The following is a 21,954-nucleotide window of genomic DNA, read 5'->3' on the forward strand; positions in this document are numbered from 1 at the left end:
CTATTATCACCCTATTATTCGTTTTAGTTATTACTAGAGTTTTTTTAAAGATATTCACTAAATAGTAAAGATTTGTCATTATCCATCGTTAATTGATGTTGACACAAAAAATATAGTGACATTAAGCCAATAGTAATTACGAGAACCATAAATAAAGCCACCCAAATACTTTGATTTTGATCGATTGTGTAAATAATCGTTAACCCTCCAACACTTGGGATTCTCCCCGCACTGAGAGCCAACTCCCTCGATACCACCATTTCAATGCGCTGCCTACCATTCGAGTCAAATTTAGAAATAGAATTCAATGACAGTGTGTTAAAGGGTACTTCAAATAAAGGAATACATACACCGGCTGTAACTCCATAGATAAGTAATGTCCAATAATTAACGTCAAATACAAGCCCCAGAACAGCCAAGCTAATACCAATTGTACCGATCTTGATATAGGATGATCTATTTTTCTGACTTATGAATCTGCCTATAAAATAAAAAATAAATACAGAAATAGTTGTAGTCATGAATACGTAATTTCCAACAACCCCTTCACTCCCCGACATCATATACACCCATATCCATATTGCAAAAGACAAAACCCCATCGCGAAATGCAAGACTGCTATAAACATAACTAAGGATTCTCCATTCCTTGTTTTTATGGACATTCCATAGAGCCCTCCAGTTAAACGAACCTTTTTCAATTTGCTTAGGTAGAAAAAAAGTTAATACTACAGACACTAAAAAAAACAAAAATGTTAGAATAAAAATTAATCGGTAACCAGTAAAACCGGGATTCATCGTAATAATCCAACCAGCAGATACCGGTCCGATCATTTGTGACAGCGCGTTAAAAATACCATTTACACCATTAAACCAGTCGCGATTCAATTGATTCGTTAAATCAACCGATAACACATTAACAGAGAGCCAGTAAAATCCCGAACCAATACCGTAAATAATGCCAAGAACAATAATCCAGTTACTAGAGTTATCTCCTAGCAATATAAGTACCAAATAAAAAATTAACTGTAAGCAACCTCCAATGACGAGTCCTTTTTTGCGATCAACTTTTTTACTCAACCATCCTGCAAAAATAAAAGAAGGCATCCAAATCAAATAAGAAACAAAATTAAAAAGTGCAACATCATAAAAATTTTGAGATAGTTTATACAAATAAATATTTATAAAAACGCTAGATAAACTATTAGCTATGCCATTAAAACAAACGATTAGCAAAAAGATTTTTGTTGTAGGTGATAAAGAAATGGCAGGTGGATGTAATAGTGCATCTATTTTAGCAAGTAACTCTCGCATAGTTAAATTCCTTTTACATCAATATAAATAGGATTACACATAGCTGCCATTAATGTTCTGTTTACCTCTGAAAAGTACCTCCATACTTCAATTCGATAGAAACCCTGGTCAGTGATTTCCAAATGATCTTCAAAACGCAAATTGGAAGCCGTGTGTGTATGTTCAATCCCTTTATCAGATATAATTTTTATCGTGTCACCTTCCAACAAACCAACAATAGTTAATTCAATTGGATAGGAACTGTTTGTGACTGTATCACCCATCATCCATTCTCCACAAATTAATTCAATTACAGGACCTTCTGGACTATAAGATAAAAAGACATTTCCTTTATCAATACCATTCAAAATACCTTCCACAGAATTTGAAGCGGTTTTCACCCATGTTGTGGGCATGCCATGTTTTACATATTGATCCGGACGATGTGTATCACTTCCTCCAACCACATGTAATTTCTTTCCTTCCACTAATTCCTTTTGCCACCACGCTAGTGTTCGCTCATTACAACTTCTCCACGGACCATTCCACACTTCGATCCAACCATAAGTTAGTGAATTATCCCAATCCCACGGACAATTATCATCGTGCGGATGATTAATAGATAGTTTTGCTCCTTGATTTATTGCTTCTAACATCTTGTTAGTTACTTCTTCATTCGTTGTTGCTCGAAAATCCATAATTGGATTTTTCACCCCGTAAAAATTACAATGACCACGGTAGGTTGTTAATTCCATTCCAGGTATATGAATTAGATTTTTATAAGTTGGATAGACAAAATTTTGACTTATTGTGTTATGGTCAGTTAGAGCAATAAAATTAAGACCCTTGTTTATCGCAATTTCTGATGCTTCCTCAAGTGTATAGGACCCATCACTATGGACACTGTGCATATGCAGGTCTCCCTTTACCCAAAATGTTTCACAAGCTTTTTCAAGAGCTATATCTATTTGAACATCACAACCAGACTCGGGAATTTTATACGCACCAAGAATCACTGACCACTCTCCTGTATAAAGGTTGCCTGCAACATAACCTGGGGTAGCCTCTTGTATTCCAATTGTTACCTTGTCACGCGCTCCGCCACTCCAACCTCTAACATGCATAGGATCCTTTAGCCCTAAATCAACAACGCACTCCTTATTGATTATATTTTTCACTGTAAGTTCCAAACTGATTTTCTGAACTTCCTCCGATACATGAAAAGGAACTTCTATGTATTGCAATTGTTCTTCATGTGTAATACTTCGGTTTAATGTTATTTTTTCCAATATCGCTGTTTGCATTAATTTCTCCGCCTTTCTGTTTTATTCTTTGGTAGAACCCAACATAATACCTTTCACAAAAAACTTTTGTACAAAAGGATAAATAATTACTAATGGGATTAACGCAATCATTATTCCTGCCATACGAACATTTGGCGTAAAAAAATCACTACTAGATGTTGCATCAGATGAAATAACTAAAGACTGCAATGCTAACTGCAACGTATATTTGTTACTATCGCTTATATAGAGCAACGGTTGTGTAAATTGATTCCAACGGCTAACAAACTCAAACAATAATACCGTTGCAAGACCTGGTTTGGCAATCGGAAGGTAGATTCTAGTAAAAATCCAGAAATCGCCCGCTCCATCTATTCTTGCTGACTTTGCCAAATCTTTTGAAATAGAAAGGAAAAAATTATGCATTAACAAAATACTAAATCCAGATACTAATCCAGCTATAACTAGTGATGTCAAAGTATTTAATAACCCTAATTGCTTGTTAACCACATACAACGGAATCATGATTGCTTCTTCTGGGATAACCATTGTTAAAATAATTAATGTTACTAATATTTTTTTTCCTGGTAATTTATCTTGTATCAAAACATAGCCAGCCATTGAAGCTAGAAATACATGAAATATAGTTCCTAGCATGGTAACAATCATATTATTTACAAAGGGACGCCAAAGTTCCATTTTAGACCAAATTGTATGGTATCCTTCTAGACTAAATTCAGTTGGCCATAACTTTATACCTGGTTGCATCGATGAGATATTAGAGGAAATGGAAATTACAAATGTGTTCCAGATTGGGATTATCATTGTTAAAACCAGCATGATTAAAAATAATTTGTTTACGTTTTGCCATCCCTTTGATTTCCATGATTGATCTACATTTATTTTTTTCAACTGTCTCACTCCATATCGTATCGAATTACTTTTCTTACAATGCTAACGAGTATCAGTGTTGCAAAAATCACTAGAAACGCTGCTGCTGTGGCAACACCCATATCAAATTCCAATATTCCTTTTTCATAGGTATACATCATAAGCACGTTAACCTCTCTAGCAATTGCTGGGTTACTCATAACAAAAACTTGATCAAAAATCCGAAGAATGCCCATCATATTAAGAAGTAAAACAACTTTCATTGTAGGAACTAACTGTGGGATAGTAATATAAATCATTTGTTGCCAACGATTTGCTCCATCTATCGATGCAGCCTCATACAGTACCGGACTTATGCCAACAATAGAGGCTAGATAGATAATACAGATATATCCCATATCTTTCCATACCGCTGATAGAATCATAATTGGTTTAGCATAGTCTTCTTTTGCAAAGAAATGGATCGCATCAGCTCCTAGCCATCGAAGAACTCCATTTACTAATCCAACATCAGGTGACAGCATAAATATCCAAATACCGCCTACAACTACCCATGAAAATAAATGGGGGAGGTAAATAACCATTTGTGTAATTTTTTTAAAAACTGGTTGAAAAACTTCATTTAGTGATAATGCGACAAGAAGAGGAGCTACAAAACCCAATATCAATAGCCCCCCACCTATGACAAGGGTATTTTGTAATGCTCGCCAGAAAACTGGATCATTTAGCACAGTTATATAATTTTGTAACCCTATAAAGGGGCGGTCACCAATTAACCGATACTCCTGTAAGCTTATCATTAACCCTTTAACTATCGGATAGTAATTAAAAACAAAAAAGTAGATTAAGATTGGTAGAATCATAAGATAAAGTGTATAGTGTTTTTTTAATGTATAGAGCAAAATAAACACCTCTTTGTGTTCAAGTATGACAGTTCTCCATAAAAGAGAGCTGGAATCATAATTTCAGAAACTATTTTAATTTTCCCACCATTAGTGGTGTTCTCATATAACAGAGAGGAGGGTGAAGCCCCCTCCTCTTCAATGTTAATCTATAAGATTTGCAGCTTTCAATTCATCATTCATTTTTGAAACTGCGTCATTTGCAGATATATCCCCCATTATCGCTTTGAAAACATAGTTTGTAACTATTTTTTCAGCATCTGGCCAGTCTGCGGTTGAAAGCTCTAATGAAGCATTATGTGTCATAATCACTTCACGCGCTTCCTTTACACCAGGTAATAAACCAATAGGGTTTTCAAAATTAGTATTATAGGGGATAATAACACCATGGTCCATCCCGTGTTCTTGACCTATCTCAGTTAGTTGATAATTGCCGTTATCAACCGTGTAGTCATGACCTTCAATACCAAGTGTGCTTAAGACGTTCCCTTCTTCTGAGTTCCAGAATTCTAGGAACTTAAGAGCTGCTTCTGGGTTTTCAGCATTAACCGGGATGGCCCACATACTAGGATCACCTCGACGAAGCATTTGACCATTAGGTCCTTCAGCACCAGCAATACCTTTCGCTTCAAATTCAGTATTAGGATCTTCCTCTAAACGGATATTGTTAAATAACCCTACCCAAGCATCCCAATACGTTACCATTCCAACGCGATCAGTTAAAAACATTTCTCTCATTTTTCCTGTATCATTTGTTGCAAAGTTTGGATCTAAAATACCTTCTTCGTAAAGTTTATTAAACCATTCATACATCGGGATAGCCGCTTCTGTAGCATAAGGAATTGTGCGGTTTCCATTCTCGTCTATAACATACTTATATTTAACTCCTTGAGCACTCATAAAACCTTGAATATCATATAATCCAGCAGTTGATAAACCATACGTATCATCTTTCCCATTACCATCAGGGTCTTGTTCCTTGAATGCTTTCATCACTTGATAAAACTCATCTAATGTTGTTGGCTGTTCCAAATTTAACTTTTCCATCCAATCTTGACGAACAATTGGCATTGTGCCTCCTTCTGACTTATTAAACACACCATAAATCGAACCATCATCATATGTAATTTGATCCCACTCTGAAGTCGGAATTACTTCATTGTTAGATAAAATATCAGATGATTTAATATGATCGTTTAACTTTGTTAGAGCACCTTGGTCAACTAATACATCCATTAAATCTTTTGTTAAATACACAAGGTCGTATTTTTCACCAGATGAAATAGAAGTCATTAACTTCTGGTTGTATTCACTAGGAGGCTTTTCCATTTCTATATCCATACCCAACTTTTCCTCTAGAACTTCAACAAAGAGCTTCTGTTCATCTGCATCTTTTCCGCCAACGATTGCACTAAGAATTTTTAACTTGTCATTTTCTTTTGTCCCTTTTGATTCGTTAGATTCATTAGTTTTTTCTGTTTTATTATCATTCGCATTTTCTGTTGACGTACCAGATTCAGCACTAGAGCAAGCTCCTAAAATAAAAAGGGATAAAATAGAAATTAAACATATTAACGTTTTGAATTTAAAATGCATGGTTACCCTCCTTGATATAGGTATTGATTGCAAATTGTTCACATGATCCTCTTTCGACAAAGTCTGTTGGTACAAATACACGTTTAACATAAAAATCTTTCGTTTGGAGCTGTTCAATTAATAGTTTTGCTGCTTCTACACCAAGCTGCTCACCATTTAGTCGTACACTGGTTAATGGCGGAGAAAATTCAGCCGGATAGATCGTTTCATCACTAAAAGAGACAATTGATAGATCCTGTGGAATTGAGTGGCCTTCTTCTGCTGCTGCTCGATATGCACCCAGAGCAACCTTATCATTATCAGTTATTACTGCAGAAACAGTTAAATGTTCACTCAATACTTGCTTCACTTTTTTATAACCAAATTCAATCGATGTTGACTGCTTGTCCTTATTGATTATAAAATTCGGATTCACTTTAATTCCCGAATCTTCCAAAGCATTGATATATCCTAGCTCCCTATCCTTGCTTACCGTCCGAAATTTCGGTGCATTTAAAAACAAAATATTCTCATGCCCTTTTGAAATCAAATGTTTAGTCAATAACTCTGCCGCACTTACATTGTTGTTATCAACATATGATAATTTATCTTCATATCTTTTTGGAGGCTTTCCAATAACAACAAAAGGAGTTTTTGAATTTAATCTTTCTTCAACTCTACGGTCATTGACTTGTGGATCTAATAAGATTTCCCCATCAATTGGATCTGATGTTTGAAACTCAACCTGGTTTTTATAATCATCTGATAACGTATTGACAAGTAATCGATATCCTTGGTTATAACATTCACTTAACACACCATTTAGCAATGATAAGTGAAACTGGCTAAACTTCACCTTTTCCGCCTCCATATTTAACCCAATGATTCTTGTCTCTTTTACTACTAAACTTCTTGCCCAATAATTAGGTTTATAGTTTAAATCCTTTGCAATCCTTAATACTCGTTCTTTCACCTCCTTACTGATTGGCCGTTTCTCACTAAACACATTGGACACTGTACTTTTTGATACTCCAGCAACTTTTGCAACATCATCTATTTTCGCCATAGACTCCAACCTCCATAGTTAATATAGTAAACCGGTTTTATTAATATAGTATTAATTCAATATATATATTTTGTAAAATAAAAAACTGTTAACATAAAAAAATCTGATTACAGCGTGTTTAGATATACGTTTTCATCAGTATTTAAAGATAATAGTCAAACCAGTTTGACGTTTATTCTGAGTAGAAAAACTAAAACCTCCCTATCCGACTTGTACAGTTTTTTCCAAAATCATTCATTTTATCTTTTATCTTTCATAGAACTCATTTACTGAACAGGTATTTCTCCACCCGCTACCTTATAACGAGCTCAAAACTTCAGAAAAAATGTTAGAAATATCTGTACAGAAAGTAGATAAGCGACAGCCATCAAATTAGCGATTGTTTATTAAGGTTGGTGTTTATTTATGCGTACTAGAAGAACCGGTGCCTGAACCCTAGCTTGGTAAAGTTTCACCGTAAAGGGGGAACCTTATTTCGCAAAAGTACTACGAATAAATTCAAAGAAAATGTTAATCGCTATGAATACTAGAATGGAAAGCTCTTCTTTTGGAGAGGTCGCTTGGTGATTTGGGGTCCTTATGGGATGGGATTGGCTAAGATTTGTTCGGCATTCCGGTTTCAGGATCACGGCATTTTTCAAAGAAATTCAGCACTTGTCATATGGAAATCCCTTATCAAACCGGGCCACAATTGACACATTAGATGGAATGTGTTTTAATTCTTCACTAACAATGTCAATCATACCATCTGAGGTGTAGGCTTTCCTGTTTCTTAATTCAGCAAACAAACATAGACAACTGATTCCCGCAAACAGTATTTACCGTAGAATCGAAGTCAAGAATAGCCCGATCTTGATCACTTATAAGGTGCGGGGTTAAATCTTTATTCATGTCTACTAATCAAACTAAATCCTCTTTCCCTTTAAAATGCTTCAGGTCATAATAGTAGGTTATATAATCCGGATGTTTGCTCCACTTAAAAACCCTTTTTAACTTGTTTCTTCTTCAATATCTTCAAAGCGGGAGATACGCTCTAAACCTAGTAAGCACTCTAAAATAGATACTAAGGATACATCTGTTAACGGGAATGTTCCAATTTGTTTTTTCAACGAAAAGCTTGTCTCTAACAGACTCTTTATCTTTATCTTTATCTTTTCAAGGTAATCAAAAAGAGGTATGATGCCTCCATAAGAAGTTGCGTGTATAATAGAAACACTTCCAATACTCGTTTGATTGTATTATATTTATTCACCAGATGCTGCTCCTCTCTTTGGATAGTTTTGCTTCCGAAAACCCTATTCTACCAAATATTATGGTGTTTTTTTGTTTGGAATTATTTCCTCTGAAATCTAGATTAATTTATTTTCTTTAATATTTTTCTAACGATAGGTATAATATCAAATTCCAGTTGAAAAATAGATAAAAAGGAGGAATTCAACATGGACAAGCAAAGAGCTCAGCAAATTATTGAATCCCCAGCTACCATTAGAGTTACATATGATGGGGTACCCATTTATATACAACATGTAGATGAGCAGACAGAGATGGCCAGAATTTATCCTCTCAATGATCCTGAAATGGAAAAAAGTGTATCCGTTACACAATTGAATGAAGAATAGTAAAAGAGCCTGGAATTTGCTCCCCAGGCTCTTTTGTATTAATGTATACATAAAAAATGATTTGGGGGGAAACCAATGAAACAATGGTTAGGTGTAATCGTTTTGTTTTTCTCAATTACAGTAGCAGGATGTGGAAATAGCAGCGACCAAGGGAATTCAAATGGAGAGGACCATGAGGGAGTTCCTCAAAGATTGGAGGTTGAACTAACAGTCCCTGAATCTGTGAGGATGAACGAGGACATTCTTGTAGAAGCCCATGTTACACAAGGGGATGAGGCTGTTAATGATGCTAGTGAAGTAAAATTTGAGGTAAAGAACGTTGAAACAGAAAAAAGCCAGTCCTTCGAGGGTGAATTTGTGGAGAATGGAAAGTATTCAGCGACTATTCAAATAGAGGAGCCTGGTACTTACACAGTTACTTCACACGTAACGGCCCGCGGCTTACACACAATGCCTTCTAAGGAGTTAGTAGTTGAAGGTGACAAGGGTCAGTCCGAATCAGAAGAGCCAAAAACTGCAGAGTAGGAATCCCACTCCTATGAGGTGTCCATTCATTTTTATAAAGACGATCTTTTAAAATCAAACAAGCCGACTACTCTTTCTGCTCATATGGAAATCCTGTTTCATTAGCAGATGTTACCTTCGAAATGTGGAAGATTGGTACTGATAAACACAATTACGTAGATACAGAGGAGGTCTCTGAAGGGATGTATGAACTAGATTATACTTTTTCTGAAAGTGCCTCCTATATGATTCAAATCCATGTAAAGTCAGATGTCATTCACGATCATCAAGAATATGAGGTAAACGTTGATTAAATAACAAAAGTAATTTTACAAACAGGATTGGATTTTGAAAAGACAATCAACTGTTTTAATACGTCTCCCTCAGTGAAATCATGGCGATTCTTCTTCATTTGATTACCCCTTTATTTTTCCTCCTCCTATCTTACAATGGTTATTTCAAATTTTCTTATGTCCCATTCTGGAACCTAGTGCATAGAATGATTATGGTATTTACCCTCTCCTCAGTTTAAAAAAGGAGGCTATCTAGAATGGGAGTAATCAAGACGTATGAGTGGCTAAAGAGTTATAGAAAGGAGAAGAAAAACTCAATAAGTGAGAACATTGAACTTCAGAGGAAACTGATTTGTAGCCCATTAGAAATCTATTTTAAAGATGCATCCCCCGAAGAAATCCAATATCATTTACATCAATATGGAATGTTTTTACCTGATCATAAGGATATCGATGTCATTGATCATATGTTTGAAGAAGGCATGTGGAAAACCGTCCTTCATCAGTACAAAAAGTTACGCTTAATATGGGATGGACCTGATGTACCTGTTTTTTTGTTACCTGCCAATCAAAAAAGCAAACAGCTCAGAGAAGAGTTAAACGGGCAATCAGGTGTTTCTCATGAGGATAAGGTATTTTTATTTGTCGGAGAACACTCGGAAAAAGACCGCTTACGTGCTCTTATCACTCATGAATACAACCATGTTTGTCGTTTAGATTATCTTAGAAAAGAACAAAAAGAATTAACACTTTTAGACGCTTTACTATTGGAGGGATTAGCTGAACACGCGGTGCAGAAACATGTGGGAGATGAATATATGGGACCATGGACACAGGCCTATCCAGCAGAAAAAGCAAAAACAGGATGGGATCGGTGGGTTAAATCAAATATTGATCTTAAAAAACATGATCCAAATCATGAATTATTAATGTACGGGAAAGGTCGATATCCAAAATGGTTAGGCTACAATATAGGGTATCATATCATTTCTAGTTTTTATTCTAAAAACCAAGTTTCTGAGACAGAAGCTCTACAAACCCCCTCTCAACAGATTTTAGAGCACTCCATGTTTGGGTAATACTCCATTATTGTGCATCTGACATCCTACATCTCCCCATACAAATTGAATCATAGACTCATATAGTATAGGGAATCTTGTATGAAAGGAGATTTATAATGTCCCAATACTATCACACATGCTGTAGACATGTAGGTCGTCCAGTTGCAATACGAACAAGAGATGGCCATATTCATCGTGGAATTATCCACAGAGTATCGCCTTCACACGTATATTTAAAACCTCTACCAGCCAGAAACCTTGGTGGTTATGGCTATGGTTATTATGGGGGTTATGGATGGGGTGCTGCATGGGGAATTGCCCTAGGCACTATTATTGGTTTATCCGTTTTGCCATTTTTATTTTGGTAAGCATCTAATTATCCTTCTTTTTTATGATTAGAAAACCCGGCATTCCTAAAAGGGATTCTTGAAAGCTTATTTTACTTTCTTAGAAGCCTTAATGAGTGCAAGCCTTTATTACGCTTATGCAGATAGGAAAGGTAAAACTTCCTATCTGCCAAAAAAACCTTACCTTTTTGGTGGGGTTTTCCTTTTTGTGTATTCCCATTCTCCGTATAGATGCTAATCCTCCATTGCATCCATCCTCTTTTCCCATTCGATAAATACTTCGATTATTTTTAGCACCATCCTCCGTTCTTTATCATCCAGCTGCTGAGCATAATCAACAAGTTTTTGCATTTGAATGTCCTGTTGTTCTTTATTTAGGGATTGAAAAGAAAAAAGTTCTGAGAGAGAGATCTCTAAAGATCGGGCGATTCTATCTATAGTTTCAATAGTTGGGTTTTTTTCTCCCCTCTCCAACTGACCGATGTAGGTAGGATGTAAAGAGGACAAATGCGCCAATTCTTCTTGTGTTAATTTTTTTTCCTTTCTTAAATAACGAATTCTAGCACCTATTATATGCTTAATTGCTTCTTCCGGCATAAAAGATTCACCTCTTCAAATACTATACATGGAAACGATCAACAACCAAACATACTATAGATATTAATAGTTGATTTTTATAAATACTATGAGTATCATTAGGTTGATATATAGTTGTAATTATGTTAAAATTGTATATATATGGTAGATTTTATTCTTAAAAGAGGGATTGAGATGAATGTATCCTAGTTTGCCCGATGACATGTTACTTGAGGTATATTACAAAGCTATTGAATTACAATTAGATCAGGAATTTATAGAACTAATTAAAAGAGTAATGATGGAAAGAGGATTGATTGAATCTGGAAAACTTTCCTAGTAATCCCTCTTACTTATAGCCTTTCCCACTAGTTCCTTTAAATCTATACCCCGTTTTTCTATTTCTAACTCTAGAAGATGAATAAATTCACAGTCCATCTCCAATAACCAAGCTTTCAAATAAGCTTCTACCAATAATTCATCACTTATATTCTTCATTTTACTACTCCTTTAACGTATGGCATTCTTTCCATTCGTTTAGTTTAAGTATAAAATTTCCACTAAATAAATCCAAGAATCAATTTCTTCCAATATTTATTGGAAAACAAGCCATACTAAGTATGGAATAAGGAGTTGAAATCATGGATATTTCGCAGCAAACAGCAGAACTCAGCAAGTACATGGGAAAACTATTGAGAGATACTTTTGGAAAAGGCCCTGATAACGTCTTTGTCTCAATGGGTGGGAAGTACATTACCATTTATGTTCGTAATCTTCTATCTCCTACTGAAAAGGTTCTTCTTGAGAAAAATAAACAAAACTTATTCCAGGAGACTAGAGACGCTCTTCTTAAAACGATTCTTCCTGATATTAGGACAAGTATTTCTTTAATTACAGGCATGGAAATTAAGGAAATGTATTTCGATTGGTCTCTTCAAAACAAAACTGCTGTTTTTATTGGGGTAAGCACAGATAAAACTGCGTCTTCTTCTCCAGTCATTCAAGATTTTCCAGGGAAAGCAGAACTAATAAAAGAGATAGACGAAATAAGTGCAGCTGTGCAAAAGTCTCCTGGTTGTATTGATGCCTTCATGTTAAATAATAGAAATATAATAGTTGTTAGATATGATATTCTCATCTCTATAGAGCGAGCTCTAATTCGCCAAGGGCTATCCCGCGAACTGAGAGTAACTAAGAGACAGTTGGAAAAGAATGAATTGCATAACTCCTATTTTGAAAGAATCCTAAAAACTAAGGTGGATGATATCTTTGTTGATTGGAATTTTGAGCTTGATAAAAGTATTATTTTATTTACTCTAAGACAACCTTTTTATCACATCTCGAATGGCCAACTCCATTCAAAAGGCTAATGTCACTTGACGACATTAGCTTTTTTTACAAGATAAGTATAAAATTTGTCTAGCTCCAGCGAAAAAGCTTCAGCGAGTAATCTTCGAATTTTTTGCCCCGAGTAAGGAAAGCTACTTCGCAGAAACAAGTGATTTTCTTGTTTCGAAGGGCGCTTGCGCTTTGCTTAACTTACCATCTCCCCCCATTCACATGGAGGGTTTGCTGTTACAAAGTTGGAATCCTCTGAAGCAAGACTTTACTTTCTGTTTCGTAGTCGAGTTGATCGACCATCTGCTCTGCAAATTTTCTATAGGCATTACTCATCCCCGCTATTGGAATATTGTCTGTCATACTGTTTGGAACTAGTCTCATTTTATTGTACGCTGCTTCAGCAACCTTATCATATGGTCATTGCAAAGGACCATGTTCTAGCTTTTTAAAGAAAAATTGATCATTCGATGATTTTTGTGTTAATTGCAGGTACTTATGCTCCATTTTGCTTAATTACCTTAAATAGCACCATTGGCTGGATTCTATTTAGTGTGATCAATGTGGTCGCAATCTTGGGGGTTATTTTTAAACTGGTGTGGTTTCATAGCCCACGATGGATTTCAACTGGTCTTTACATTGCCATGGGATGGATGGTTATAGTAGTTATCTCTCCCTTATCTAGTCTTCTAGACTCGAACGTCCTTCTCCTTCTTATCATAGGGGGAGTTCTATAAACAATAGGTGGAATTATTTACGGGGCAAAACCAAAATTTCTGGAAACTAAACATCTAGGCTTTCATGAAATCTTTCATATCTTCATTCTTTTAGGAAGCCTTGCTCATTTTTCCAGTGTATATTTTTATGTCTTGTGATTTGCAAAAAGTGTAGAAGGGGTTCCTTCTACACTTTTTTAATGGAATTAATTGGAATAGAAAAATAAACTTTATAAAAGGGAATTATGTATATAATAGCAATTCTTAAAATACTAATGATTAATAGAATATTCCCTATCCAGAGTAGAAGAAGTGTTAAACACCTACAATAATCTATCATTTTCTAAGTCCGTTAAAAAAGGGAGGGATACTTATCCAATCTTCCAACGACGATATCCAAAAAAGAAAAATAAAATGGAAGGCGCTTATTGTCGCCTGTTTATTGATGACTATTATTCTTTTACTCCCTCCCCAACCAGGACTCCCCATCTCAGGACAAATGGCACTCGGCATCTTAGCATTTGCTGTTGTTATTTGGACAACTGAGGCTATGTCCTATCCATTAGGGGGGATTTTCATCCTCTTTTTCATTACCATTTTGCTTAGTTTTGGACCAAGCCTAAATAATCCCGAGTCCTTCATGGGTACAAAAGAAGCGCTTAAACTGGCTCTTTCAGGATTCAGTAATCCAGCGGTTACCATGGTAGTAGGAGCCCTCTTTTTGGTTTCAGCTATGAAGACTACGAAATTAGATCGACGTATTGCTCTTTGGATTCTATCAAAAGTCGGATCCAATATACACAGTATTTTACTAGGAATCATCTTCGTAGGGGTTGTATTAAGCTTTTTAATTCCCAGCCCTACAGCTAGAGTTGGAGCAATGATACCCATCATATTAGGAATGGCATCAGCTTTCAATTTACCTAAAAATACGAAAGTTATAGCCATATTATTAATTACCTCTGCTCAAATATCTTCCATATGGGGGGTTGGGATTAAAACAGGAGCACCCCAAAATATAATAGGTTTAACCTTAATTGAAGAATCCTTTTCTTACAGCATTACTTGGGGCCAATGGTTCATAGCAGCAGCCCCGTGGTCTATTTTTATGACTATTGTCCTTTATTTTATGGCACTATTCTCATTGAAGAACGAATTGGTTAGAATACCCAAAGGAAAAAAAGTTATTGAAAACGAGTTAAAAGAATTAGGACCACTAAATGGTAGTCAAGTAAGACTGCTCATAATAATGATTGGCCTTTTATTTTTATGGTCAACAGAAAAAACATTCCATACTTTAGACAGTACAACGATCATTATTATTGGATTATCCCTTTTGTTTTTTCCTTTATTTGGAGTGTTATCTTGGGATCATATTAAAAAGGATATTTCCTGGGGGCCGATCCTATTATTTGCTTCTGGAATATCGTTGGGTACGGTTTTACTAAAAACCTTTGCAGCCGCGTGGTTAGCGGATTCCTTGTTTACTAGTTTACATTTAGATACAATGTCTGAAGAAATCGTAATTGCCATTTTAATTGTCTTTATGATAGTTCTACATCTTGGTTTCGCGAGTGCTACTAGTTTAGTAGCAACTCTTATTCCCGTAGTTATTGCGTTAGTAGAGGAAATGACACTGCCAAACGGAATGGGCGTCGTATTGATTACCCAATTCGCCATGAGTTTTGGATTCATTCTGCCCATTAATGCTCCCCAGAATCTTCTCTCTTACGGTACGGGGGCATTTCGTCAGTTAGATTTTATAAAAAACGGACTTGCTTTGACGTTTTTTGGTTATCTATTTCTTATGTTTCTTTCCATGACTTACTGGAATTGGATAGGACTATTATGAGCTCAAAGGACGAGGCCTTCATACATTAAGTAGTTCAGTTTTGGAGTAATTTGTACCCTTAATTGAACTGCTTTTTTATTTGTAATTGCAATCAAAATTGTAGGGTTAAATTGCATCACTAATCATGTAATTTGGAGGACTTATGGTATTAATATGGTAAAATGAGTTAAAAAGAGTTATTCAACTAACAACGCGATTGTTCAAGAAGAGTTAAATATAATTGGAGGGTAAAATGAAATATTTCTTGAAATAACTGAGAGCTGTCCAGAAGTTGATGGGAAAGTAATTAGGATGAAGGGTTTTTTATAAAAATTCTTATTGCACTATCGGGGGGGGGCGTTAGTTGAATAAAAAACATGTCTTAAAGGGGTAGTAGTAATGACAGGTGATGAAATGTTAGATTTTGTAAAAAATAACTTTCCCAATTTAAAAATAGATAAAGTAAAAGTGAATACCCAAGGTTGGGACAATAGCATTTTAATTTTAAATAACGAAATAGTTTTTAGGTTTCCTAAGTCTGATGAACTTTGTAAAAAAATAATAGACGGAGGAAAGATACTAGAGATTTTGAAGTCGGAAGAACCGATATTACAAGTACCGCATTATGAATACTTACATAAGGATAGTGCACTATTAGGTGTATATTACTCTTTTTTGGAAGGAACCCCATTAATAGAAATTCCTAAACAAAATCTAAAAGAAAATCCATTGAATGCAAAGGGGATTGGTGATTTTCTAACCAAATTACATAAAATTGATATATCAAAATTAAGTGATACAAATTTAACAACTATCCACACACTTAAATATTGGGAGAGTTTATATTTAAATGTAAAAAGGGAAGTATTCCCGTTTTTAAAACAACAGCAACGTAAAGAAATAGATGAAGTATTTAATAATTTTATTAGCAGTTTCCCAAAGCTAACGTACAAAAAGACGGTAATACATGGCGATTTGACAACCTCAAATATTATCTACAATGAAGATAAGGGCAGTGTTTATGGGATTATTGACTTCACTGATGCCCAAATAGGAGATCCAGCATTCGACTTTGCAGGGTTATATTGGGATTTTGGTCTTGATTTTACAAAGGACGTATTTCATTGGTATAAAGGTAATGAAAGCTCGGAATCATTATTAAAAAGGGTAAGAACCTTCTATGGATTACAACCAGTTTTCCACGAGCTACTATATGCAATTAAGAATAATCTACCAATCAATTGGAATGGAGTCCTTAAAAAATTTTCTGCCTTATATCAACTTTCTAAATAAATAATTATTCGCGCATGCTGTTCGCAGCATGCAGCTTGCTAGAAGCGCACATGTAGGTTATTTTCTACAGATATGAAATGATTATGATTGCGTTATTTGGGATAATCGCGCAATGAAAATTCTTGAAAATGAGTGGGTCACGCAATCCCTCACGATAACATAGGGAGTATCTTTGTTTTAAGGTTTCTATTCAAAAAAAAGCTGAAGAAAGAATCCGAACAAGCAAAATAAGTAAAGAGCTCGCCTATTTTGGCGAGCTCTTTATTGTTCAATCTTATGTCTTTTTTTAATTCTTTCAATTTCCTTTTTTAGCCTTATGTTTTCTTCCTTTATTCTTCTCGTCTCGATATCTTTTGTTCCTATGGAAGGCTGTATCAGTGAGACATGATACCATTCCCGTTGGTCTTTATATTTTCTATTAGCCGTTTTACGAAAAGTAGCCGTAGGGAATTTCCCTTTTGCAAAGGTGAGCTCCTCAGGCGATAAACGCAGCTCCCTTTCGTATACACCCTCACTAAATGACTTGGTTAGAAATTGATCAAATACCAAAAAATCTCGTTTGGCCATTCCATCCCTACCTTTCCATAGAAATTTAATTACATTAGAATCATATTCCAAATTTAGCTGTATATGATTATAAATTTATTTTTTTCTTTCCAGAACGCTCGATAACCCGGTCGACTAAGACTTCCATTGCATCTATACAATAAGGAGTTATTTCTTCACCAATTGGGATGCAGGACAATTCTGTACATGCCAGAATCACACACTGACACTGCTCTTTTTCAATCAATTGCTTTACAATTCCTTCTAGTCTTGTTGGATCTGTATTTTGATTACCTTTGACATCATCATAAATGATACTCATGACATCTTTTTGCATCTGTTCATCAGGAATATATAAGTTTAATCCTTTTTTATTACATTCTTTCTCATAAACTCCACTACTGATCGTCCCATTCGTTGCAAGAAGACCAACTTTTATTCCTTCTCCATGCAGTTCATATATTTGACTCACTGTTTGTTCCACCATATTAATAATTGGAACGGTTGTCATTTCCTGCATTCGATCATAAAAATAATGCGAAGTATTACATGGAATCGCAATTTGACCGACATTCGCCATCTCCAACAATTGGATATCTTTCTCAACCTCTCTTAGAAATTCATCCTCTGTATGTTCAAGAATAGATTGGGTACGGTCAGGGATGGAAGCATGATTCAAAATAATCATATCTATATGTTCTTGATCTTTGTGTGCCTCAGTCTTTTCAATGACTCGATCAAAAAAAACAGCGGTTGCCTTAGGTCCCATCCCGCCTATCACACCTAATACTTTTTCCTTCATAATTCCACCAGCTTTTAATTATTAGCTTAATTTCACCTTTGCTGTTCCATTTATCTTTTTTAAAGCATCGTATACAATTTCTGATTCATTAAAAGGAATTTCTTCTTTACCAATGATTTGAGAAGTCTCATGACCTTTCCCAGCAATTAAGATGGTATCATCTTTTTCACTCACTTGAATAGCGTAGCGAATGGCTTCTTCTCTATCTACAACAACCCGGAAGGCACCATCAGCTTCTTTTACCGCTTTAGCTACATCTTCCACTATAAACTGGGGATCCTGTTCTTTAGGGTTGTCCGATGTGATAACGGAAAAGTCCGCATACTCTGCAGCTACCCTCCCCATTGCTTTCCTTTTATCACTTCCTAATTCTCCAGGGGCAGCATAAACTCCGAACACAAGAATAATTCTTCCTTTGGTAGAGGGACGCAAAGTTGATAGAACCTTCTCTAAACTATCCTCTGTATGAGCAAAATCAATCACAATTCTATAATCTCTTTCTTGATAAACTACTTCTAATCTTCCCCTTATATGTTCAACAGCTCTAATTCCTTCTTGAATATGTTTAAGACTGATCCCGTTGCAATAAGCACAAGCTATAGCTGCTAAGCTATTATATACATAGATGTCTCCAGGAAGATTCACTTGAATATCAATAGTCCCCTCAGGAGTATGAACCTTATATAAGGTGTGGTCAGGGTAATATTGAATATCGGACGGATAAATGTCGGCCTCTTCTTTTATTCCATAAGTCACTACTTTTGGAGTATACGTTTTTGCTCTTTTAATTAGCTTTTTTCCATGAGGATCATCTGCATTGATAATATTAAAATCACTAGTAAGTTGAAATAACTCTGCTTTAGCTTCAAAGTACTCGTCCATATTATGATGAAGCTCTAAGTGATCTGGAGTCAAATTGGTGAAAATACCAGTATTAAACGCAGATTGCGCCACACGTTTGAGGCTTAACGCATGAGATGAAACCTCCATTATGCAATCTTTGATATCCCTGTGAACCATCTCCTGAAACGTTTGTTGTAAATTTAGAGATTCGGGAGTTGTGTTATTATTTTTTTTCACTTTATCCCCTATCACAGTACCAATCGTTCCTATAAGACCTATAGACCTCTTAGCTTGCTCAAAAATCGACTTAATAAAATATGTCGTAGAAGTTTTTCCATTAGTACCAGTAATCCCAATTAAATTTAGTTCTTCGGTTGGGTGGTCATAAAAATTAGCAGATAGTAAAGCAAGAGCTTCCCTAGTGTTGTCCACCTGGAGTATAGTTACGTCTCTTTTTGTGGAAACCTCTTTTTCTACAACAACAGTCGTTGCCCCGTTCTCCATGGCTTTTTGTATAAAGCTATGCCCGTCCACCGTAAAGCCGGAAATAGCAACAAACATACTGTTCTGCTTGGATTCACGGGAATCACAAGCTATGGATGAAACTTCTCTCTCGACATCCCCTTGCAATATTTTATAAGAAAGGCCCTTTACTACTGAGGTTAACAACATAATATCACTCCATCAAAATGGTCTCTAAATGCTAGCATATCCTCTTCATTGTTTCGAAATACCTTTTAATTGATAGGAAGCAACCCTTTTATATCCTTACATTATACAGGATTTGAACATTGGTTTTAAAGTGAAACTTCTAGTTCTCTTTTTTTACCCATTAATCTGAATAATCCTGTGGGATTCTAAGGGGACTCTTTCTAGTCAACTTTTTACAGTCATATGTAATTCCTTTGCTAGCCCTAGCTTTGTCGGAAAACGAACTCCAACTACTACATTTATAAAGTCTTGATCTCCCCCTTGAGCGATCATAAACTACTTAATTTCTTTTGCGGAAGGTTCTGTATACCGATTTTTAACTTCAATTCCTCTGACATCATCCTTGCAACCTCATAAAAGTCCAGGGCTTCCTCACCTGTGATGACATGTTTTTTTGATAAGCGTGCTTTTTTGTATCCATTAAAGATAGTATAGAAACTTCTGCCCTTCGAAACAAGAAAATCACTTGTTTCTGCGCAGTAAACTCTTTAGAAGCATTTCTTGTGGCCATCGACGTAGGCCATACATTTGTGACATTTCACTTACTTTAATATTTTTTAAAATTCCTTTGTAACGTTCTTTGATTTGATCAACTGGCTCATCCCTGTGTAGTTCTTTCAACATTTGTTTAATGAATTCCTTTTGACCTTCTGTTTCTTTATCTTGGATGGAAACTTCTCTATTATTTATAATTTCGCTCATCAAATATTCCTCCTAACAGTTACGTTAGAAAAATATTATCGTTCATCCCATGCATAAGTAGTGACATAACTCACCTACTTTTTATTTTTAAAAACAATGTTAGAATACCTTACATCTTAACTGACATCTAAGAAAAATACCCTTATTATATCTATATAAATCGATGCGGGAGGGTTACCTCATGGAACGAAAGAAAGAAATGGAGATAGCCAAAGAAATCGTTCAACTTGATTTAAAAAGGGATTTGCTGTTAGAAGAATTAATGCTTCTTATAGGTGGGAACGCCTTTGAGTTACTTCGAAGAATTCAAAACCAATCCTAAGGGGGTGATCACATGAGGAATCATTTAAGAGAGGCTGTTGAAAAGGTTAAAATACACTACGTAGAAAAGCTAATGGATTCGGGTTTTTTTGATGATTCAAACCAAGACCCGTTTAGCTTGACACTTTCTGAACTAGAATATTTGTACAACAAATATTGCTGAATTTAACTCCATTTTCTCGAAACCCATAAAGTGAAACTTCGATCAGTGACCTTTCCCCCGCTGATTGTTAGCGCCCAAGGGTATGACCTAAAGGAACTTGAACCAATTGGAAATTTACGGGCAGCTTATCCCCCACCTACTCTTTTCGTCACTTAAGGGATTGAGGTGGGGGTATTACTGCTCCTTCAAGCGGGATAAAAGTATGGTCTTTTTTATTTATTGTAAGATTTTCTTACAAACAAATTGAATATCATCAAAAAACAGGCAATAATGAAAGAAACGTGAGGGAGGGGAATCATTGTCTTCAGCTTATAAATACAAAAAAGTGATATCCATTGGAACTGTACATGAGTTGACTGGATTATCTGAACGTAAGATTCGTTACTATGAAGAGAGAGGGCTAATATTTCCCGACAGAACAGACAAAGGTACCAGAAAATATTCATTTGATGATGTAGAGACCTTATTAAAAATAGCAGAAAAAAGAGAGGAAGGTGTACAAACAACTGAAATTAAAAAAGATATGATGAGCGACCAAAGAAAACACAAGGATGCTCGAAAGGAAATGCTAAGAGGGCAAATCAATGCCCATTTCCACTTGAGAAATTAGTAGATACAAGGGATGGACAAAACTGATACAAAGTACTTCTTACTATTTCTATGAGTTTTGTTCATTTTGTTTTGTTTGGTCCCTTTGCGTGCTTTTTAATACATTTAGATGCTACTAAATATCATTGATTTTATACGTTAAGTGATGAATTCAGAATGCTAAGTGCTAAAGAGCCGGGTTTAAGTGACGGGGTTTTTTATCGTAGTGATGATTTTATGAATTCCGTGCTACTCTCTTCCCTTAAATGCTACCGACATAATTTGAGAGCTATTCTCTACAATGCAATGTGACGATTTAAAAATTTTATGTAATGATTTTTTTCTAATTCTGAAGGTTGGTGCTACTTCATTTGGTTACATGCCGCAATATTCATTTAGTGCCACCAAAACACAGCCCATCCAAGCACTTGACCAGGATCCTTATTGTTAAAGAAAAAAGCCGATCCCTCAAAAATATGGATCAGCTTTTATTTAAATTTGTGATAAAGTGAAACTTCAATCAGTGACCGTCCCACTGTTTGTTAGCACCCAAGGGTATGACCTAAAGGAACTTGAACCAATCGGAAATTTACGGGCAGCCAACCATGACGCAAGCTTCCCTATCAAGAATGAAAAATTTAATGTTTTATTTCCATGGGAGTATCCCCCTATACTCTTTTCGTTTCACTTA

The 21,954-nt window shown here is 35.5% G+C and carries 25 protein-coding genes and 1 pseudogene; 13 read left to right on the forward strand and 13 right to left on the reverse strand.

Annotation, left to right across the window (positions count from 1 at the left end; genetic code table 11):
- Positions 1-44: 44 nt before the first annotated feature.
- The 6 genes from RZN25_04580 to RZN25_04605 all read right to left on the reverse strand — a co-directional run bounded on the left by RZN25_04580 (position 45) and on the right by RZN25_04605 (position 7,009).
- On the reverse strand, positions 45-1,313 hold the full coding sequence (locus RZN25_04580) for an MFS transporter (protein ID MEQ6376099.1): 1,269 nt from the start codon (positions 1,311-1,313) through the stop codon (positions 45-47).
- A gap of 2 nt (positions 1,314-1,315) precedes the next feature.
- Positions 1,316-2,596, reverse strand: coding sequence for a CehA/McbA family metallohydrolase (locus tag RZN25_04585; protein MEQ6376100.1), 1,281 nt, complete (start codon positions 2,594-2,596; stop codon positions 1,316-1,318).
- A gap of 21 nt (positions 2,597-2,617) precedes the next feature.
- Positions 2,618-3,487 carry a carbohydrate ABC transporter permease gene (locus RZN25_04590; GenBank protein ID MEQ6376101.1) on the reverse strand — a complete coding sequence of 290 codons (870 nt, stop codon included), beginning with the start codon at positions 3,485-3,487 and terminating at the stop codon, positions 2,618-2,620.
- Between the two features lie 5 nt (positions 3,488-3,492).
- A complete protein-coding gene (locus tag RZN25_04595) occupies positions 3,493-4,368 on the reverse strand; it encodes an ABC transporter permease subunit (protein MEQ6376102.1) in 876 nt (291 codons plus the stop codon).
- Between the two features lie 144 nt (positions 4,369-4,512).
- Positions 4,513-5,964, reverse strand: a complete 1,452-nt coding sequence (locus tag RZN25_04600; protein MEQ6376103.1) for an extracellular solute-binding protein — start codon at positions 5,962-5,964, stop codon at positions 4,513-4,515.
- A complete protein-coding gene (locus RZN25_04605) occupies positions 5,954-7,009 on the reverse strand; it encodes a LacI family DNA-binding transcriptional regulator (GenBank protein ID MEQ6376104.1) in 1,056 nt (351 codons plus the stop codon). The genes RZN25_04600 and RZN25_04605 overlap by 11 nt, the downstream gene beginning before the upstream one ends.
- A gap of 1,439 nt (positions 7,010-8,448) precedes the next feature.
- Here RZN25_04605 and RZN25_04610 point away from each other — a divergent pair.
- From RZN25_04610 to RZN25_04630, 5 genes are all read left to right on the forward strand, one after another.
- Positions 8,449-8,628, forward strand: coding sequence for an H-type small acid-soluble spore protein (locus RZN25_04610; GenBank protein ID MEQ6376105.1), 180 nt, complete (start codon positions 8,449-8,451; stop codon positions 8,626-8,628).
- 75 nt (positions 8,629-8,703) lie between these two features.
- Positions 8,704-9,153 (forward strand): FixH family protein, encoded by a 450-nt coding sequence (locus tag RZN25_04615; GenBank protein ID MEQ6376106.1) that lies wholly within the window; start codon positions 8,704-8,706, stop codon positions 9,151-9,153.
- Positions 9,154-9,206: 53 nt separating this feature from the next.
- Entirely contained in the window at positions 9,207-9,446 is a 240-nt protein-coding gene (locus RZN25_04620; GenBank protein ID MEQ6376107.1) for a FixH family protein, read from the forward strand.
- A gap of 236 nt (positions 9,447-9,682) precedes the next feature.
- A complete protein-coding gene (locus RZN25_04625) occupies positions 9,683-10,504 on the forward strand; it encodes a DUF2268 domain-containing putative Zn-dependent protease (GenBank protein ID MEQ6376108.1) in 822 nt (273 codons plus the stop codon).
- A gap of 95 nt (positions 10,505-10,599) precedes the next feature.
- Positions 10,600-10,854, forward strand: a complete 255-nt coding sequence (locus RZN25_04630) for a hypothetical protein (GenBank protein ID MEQ6376109.1) — start codon at positions 10,600-10,602, stop codon at positions 10,852-10,854.
- A 213-nt stretch (positions 10,855-11,067) separates the two neighbouring features.
- Here the strand turns inward: RZN25_04630 and RZN25_04635 are convergent, their stop codons facing one another.
- Positions 11,068-11,430 (reverse strand): helix-turn-helix transcriptional regulator, encoded by a 363-nt coding sequence (locus RZN25_04635; GenBank protein MEQ6376110.1) that lies wholly within the window; start codon positions 11,428-11,430, stop codon positions 11,068-11,070.
- Between the two features lie 178 nt (positions 11,431-11,608).
- Between RZN25_04635 and RZN25_04640 the strand changes: the two genes are divergently transcribed.
- The gene (locus RZN25_04640; protein MEQ6376111.1) at positions 11,609-11,749 is read left to right on the forward strand and encodes a sporulation histidine kinase inhibitor Sda; all 141 of its coding nucleotides are present in this window, start codon (positions 11,609-11,611) and stop codon (positions 11,747-11,749) included.
- Here RZN25_04640 and sda read toward each other — a convergent pair.
- Positions 11,746-11,907, reverse strand: a complete 162-nt coding sequence (sda, locus tag RZN25_04645; protein MEQ6376112.1) for a sporulation histidine kinase inhibitor Sda — start codon at positions 11,905-11,907, stop codon at positions 11,746-11,748. The genes RZN25_04640 and sda overlap by 4 nt on opposite strands.
- A gap of 143 nt (positions 11,908-12,050) precedes the next feature.
- Between sda and RZN25_04650 the strand changes: the two genes are divergently transcribed.
- Positions 12,051-12,779 (forward strand): Na-translocating system protein MpsC family protein, encoded by a 729-nt coding sequence (locus RZN25_04650; GenBank protein ID MEQ6376113.1) that lies wholly within the window; start codon positions 12,051-12,053, stop codon positions 12,777-12,779.
- A gap of 205 nt (positions 12,780-12,984) precedes the next feature.
- On the opposite strand, the gene RZN25_04655 is transcribed toward RZN25_04650, so the two are convergent.
- Positions 12,985-13,131 carry a hypothetical protein gene (locus RZN25_04655; protein ID MEQ6376114.1) on the reverse strand — a complete coding sequence of 49 codons (147 nt, stop codon included), beginning with the start codon at positions 13,129-13,131 and terminating at the stop codon, positions 12,985-12,987.
- Between RZN25_04655 and RZN25_04660 the strand changes: the two are divergent.
- The 3 genes and pseudogenes from RZN25_04660 to RZN25_04670 all read left to right on the forward strand — a co-directional run bounded on the left by RZN25_04660 (position 13,091) and on the right by RZN25_04670 (position 16,587).
- Positions 13,091-13,622 (forward strand): annotated as a pseudogene (locus RZN25_04660) (hemolysin III family protein). The gene RZN25_04655 and the pseudogene RZN25_04660 sit on opposite strands and share 41 nt — an antisense overlap.
- Positions 13,623-13,872: 250 nt before the next feature.
- Positions 13,873-15,315: a DASS family sodium-coupled anion symporter gene (locus tag RZN25_04665; protein MEQ6376115.1), complete on the forward strand. Its 1,443-nt coding sequence runs from the start codon at positions 13,873-13,875 to the stop codon at positions 15,313-15,315.
- Positions 15,316-15,693: 378 nt separating this feature from the next.
- The gene (locus tag RZN25_04670) at positions 15,694-16,587 is read left to right on the forward strand and encodes an aminoglycoside phosphotransferase family protein (protein MEQ6376116.1); all 894 of its coding nucleotides are present in this window, start codon (positions 15,694-15,696) and stop codon (positions 16,585-16,587) included.
- Positions 16,588-16,848: 261 nt separating this feature from the next.
- On the opposite strand, the gene RZN25_04675 is transcribed toward RZN25_04670, so the two are convergent.
- The 4 genes from RZN25_04675 to RZN25_04690 form a co-directional block, all read right to left on the reverse strand.
- Entirely contained in the window at positions 16,849-17,154 is a 306-nt protein-coding gene (locus RZN25_04675) for a hypothetical protein (protein ID MEQ6376117.1), read from the reverse strand.
- 67 nt (positions 17,155-17,221) lie between these two features.
- The gene (locus RZN25_04680; protein ID MEQ6376118.1) at positions 17,222-17,935 is read right to left on the reverse strand and encodes an amino acid racemase; all 714 of its coding nucleotides are present in this window, start codon (positions 17,933-17,935) and stop codon (positions 17,222-17,224) included.
- A gap of 21 nt (positions 17,936-17,956) precedes the next feature.
- Positions 17,957-19,450: a UDP-N-acetylmuramoyl-L-alanyl-D-glutamate--2,6-diaminopimelate ligase gene (locus tag RZN25_04685; protein MEQ6376119.1), complete on the reverse strand. Its 1,494-nt coding sequence runs from the start codon at positions 19,448-19,450 to the stop codon at positions 17,957-17,959.
- Positions 19,451-19,951: 501 nt separating this feature from the next.
- Entirely contained in the window at positions 19,952-20,191 is a 240-nt protein-coding gene (locus RZN25_04690; GenBank protein ID MEQ6376120.1) for a DUF438 domain-containing protein, read from the reverse strand.
- A 181-nt stretch (positions 20,192-20,372) separates the two neighbouring features.
- Between RZN25_04690 and RZN25_04695 the strand changes: the two genes are divergently transcribed.
- From RZN25_04695 to RZN25_04705, 3 genes are all read left to right on the forward strand, one after another.
- Positions 20,373-20,513 (forward strand): hypothetical protein, encoded by a 141-nt coding sequence (locus RZN25_04695; protein ID MEQ6376121.1) that lies wholly within the window; start codon positions 20,373-20,375, stop codon positions 20,511-20,513.
- A gap of 12 nt (positions 20,514-20,525) precedes the next feature.
- A complete protein-coding gene (locus RZN25_04700; protein MEQ6376122.1) occupies positions 20,526-20,675 on the forward strand; it encodes a Fur-regulated basic protein FbpA in 150 nt (49 codons plus the stop codon).
- A gap of 298 nt (positions 20,676-20,973) precedes the next feature.
- Positions 20,974-21,285, forward strand: a complete 312-nt coding sequence (locus RZN25_04705; GenBank protein ID MEQ6376123.1) for a MerR family transcriptional regulator — start codon at positions 20,974-20,976, stop codon at positions 21,283-21,285.
- Positions 21,286-21,954: the final 669 nt, after the last annotated feature.

The organism is Bacillaceae bacterium S4-13-56 (assembly GCA_040191315.1).
In the GTDB taxonomy this organism is placed as follows: Bacteria; Bacillota; Bacilli; order Bacillales; family JAWJLM01; genus JAWJLM01.

Bases quoted from the DNA above. Each gene is read 5' to 3' on its own strand.
- RZN25_04580 (MEQ6376099.1), bottom strand. From the start codon at position 1,313: ATGCGAGAGTTACTTGCTAAAATAGATGCACTATTACATCCACCTGCC.
- RZN25_04585 (MEQ6376100.1), bottom strand. From the start codon at position 2,596: ATGCAAACAGCGATATTGGAAAAAATAACATTAAACCGAAGTATTACA.
- RZN25_04600 (MEQ6376103.1), bottom strand. From the start codon at position 5,964: ATGCATTTTAAATTCAAAACGTTAATATGTTTAATTTCTATTTTATCC.
- RZN25_04605 (MEQ6376104.1), bottom strand. From the start codon at position 7,009: ATGGCGAAAATAGATGATGTTGCAAAAGTTGCTGGAGTATCAAAAAGT.
- RZN25_04610 (MEQ6376105.1), top strand. From the start codon at position 8,449: ATGGACAAGCAAAGAGCTCAGCAAATTATTGAATCCCCAGCTACCATT.
- RZN25_04615 (MEQ6376106.1), top strand. From the start codon at position 8,704: ATGAAACAATGGTTAGGTGTAATCGTTTTGTTTTTCTCAATTACAGTA.
- RZN25_04625 (MEQ6376108.1), top strand. From the start codon at position 9,683: ATGGGAGTAATCAAGACGTATGAGTGGCTAAAGAGTTATAGAAAGGAG.
- RZN25_04635 (MEQ6376110.1), bottom strand. From the start codon at position 11,430: ATGCCGGAAGAAGCAATTAAGCATATAATAGGTGCTAGAATTCGTTAT.
- RZN25_04640 (MEQ6376111.1), top strand. From the start codon at position 11,609: ATGTATCCTAGTTTGCCCGATGACATGTTACTTGAGGTATATTACAAA.
- sda (MEQ6376112.1), bottom strand. From the start codon at position 11,907: ATGAAGAATATAAGTGATGAATTATTGGTAGAAGCTTATTTGAAAGCT.
- RZN25_04650 (MEQ6376113.1), top strand. From the start codon at position 12,051: ATGGATATTTCGCAGCAAACAGCAGAACTCAGCAAGTACATGGGAAAA.
- RZN25_04655 (MEQ6376114.1), bottom strand. From the start codon at position 13,131: ATGAGACTAGTTCCAAACAGTATGACAGACAATATTCCAATAGCGGGG.
- RZN25_04670 (MEQ6376116.1), top strand. From the start codon at position 15,694: ATGACAGGTGATGAAATGTTAGATTTTGTAAAAAATAACTTTCCCAAT.
- RZN25_04675 (MEQ6376117.1), bottom strand. From the start codon at position 17,154: ATGGCCAAACGAGATTTTTTGGTATTTGATCAATTTCTAACCAAGTCA.
- RZN25_04680 (MEQ6376118.1), bottom strand. From the start codon at position 17,935: ATGAAGGAAAAAGTATTAGGTGTGATAGGCGGGATGGGACCTAAGGCA.
- RZN25_04685 (MEQ6376119.1), bottom strand. From the start codon at position 19,450: ATGTTGTTAACCTCAGTAGTAAAGGGCCTTTCTTATAAAATATTGCAA.
- RZN25_04690 (MEQ6376120.1), bottom strand. From the start codon at position 20,191: ATGAGCGAAATTATAAATAATAGAGAAGTTTCCATCCAAGATAAAGAA.
- RZN25_04695 (MEQ6376121.1), top strand. From the start codon at position 20,373: ATGGAACGAAAGAAAGAAATGGAGATAGCCAAAGAAATCGTTCAACTT.
- RZN25_04700 (MEQ6376122.1), top strand. From the start codon at position 20,526: ATGAGGAATCATTTAAGAGAGGCTGTTGAAAAGGTTAAAATACACTAC.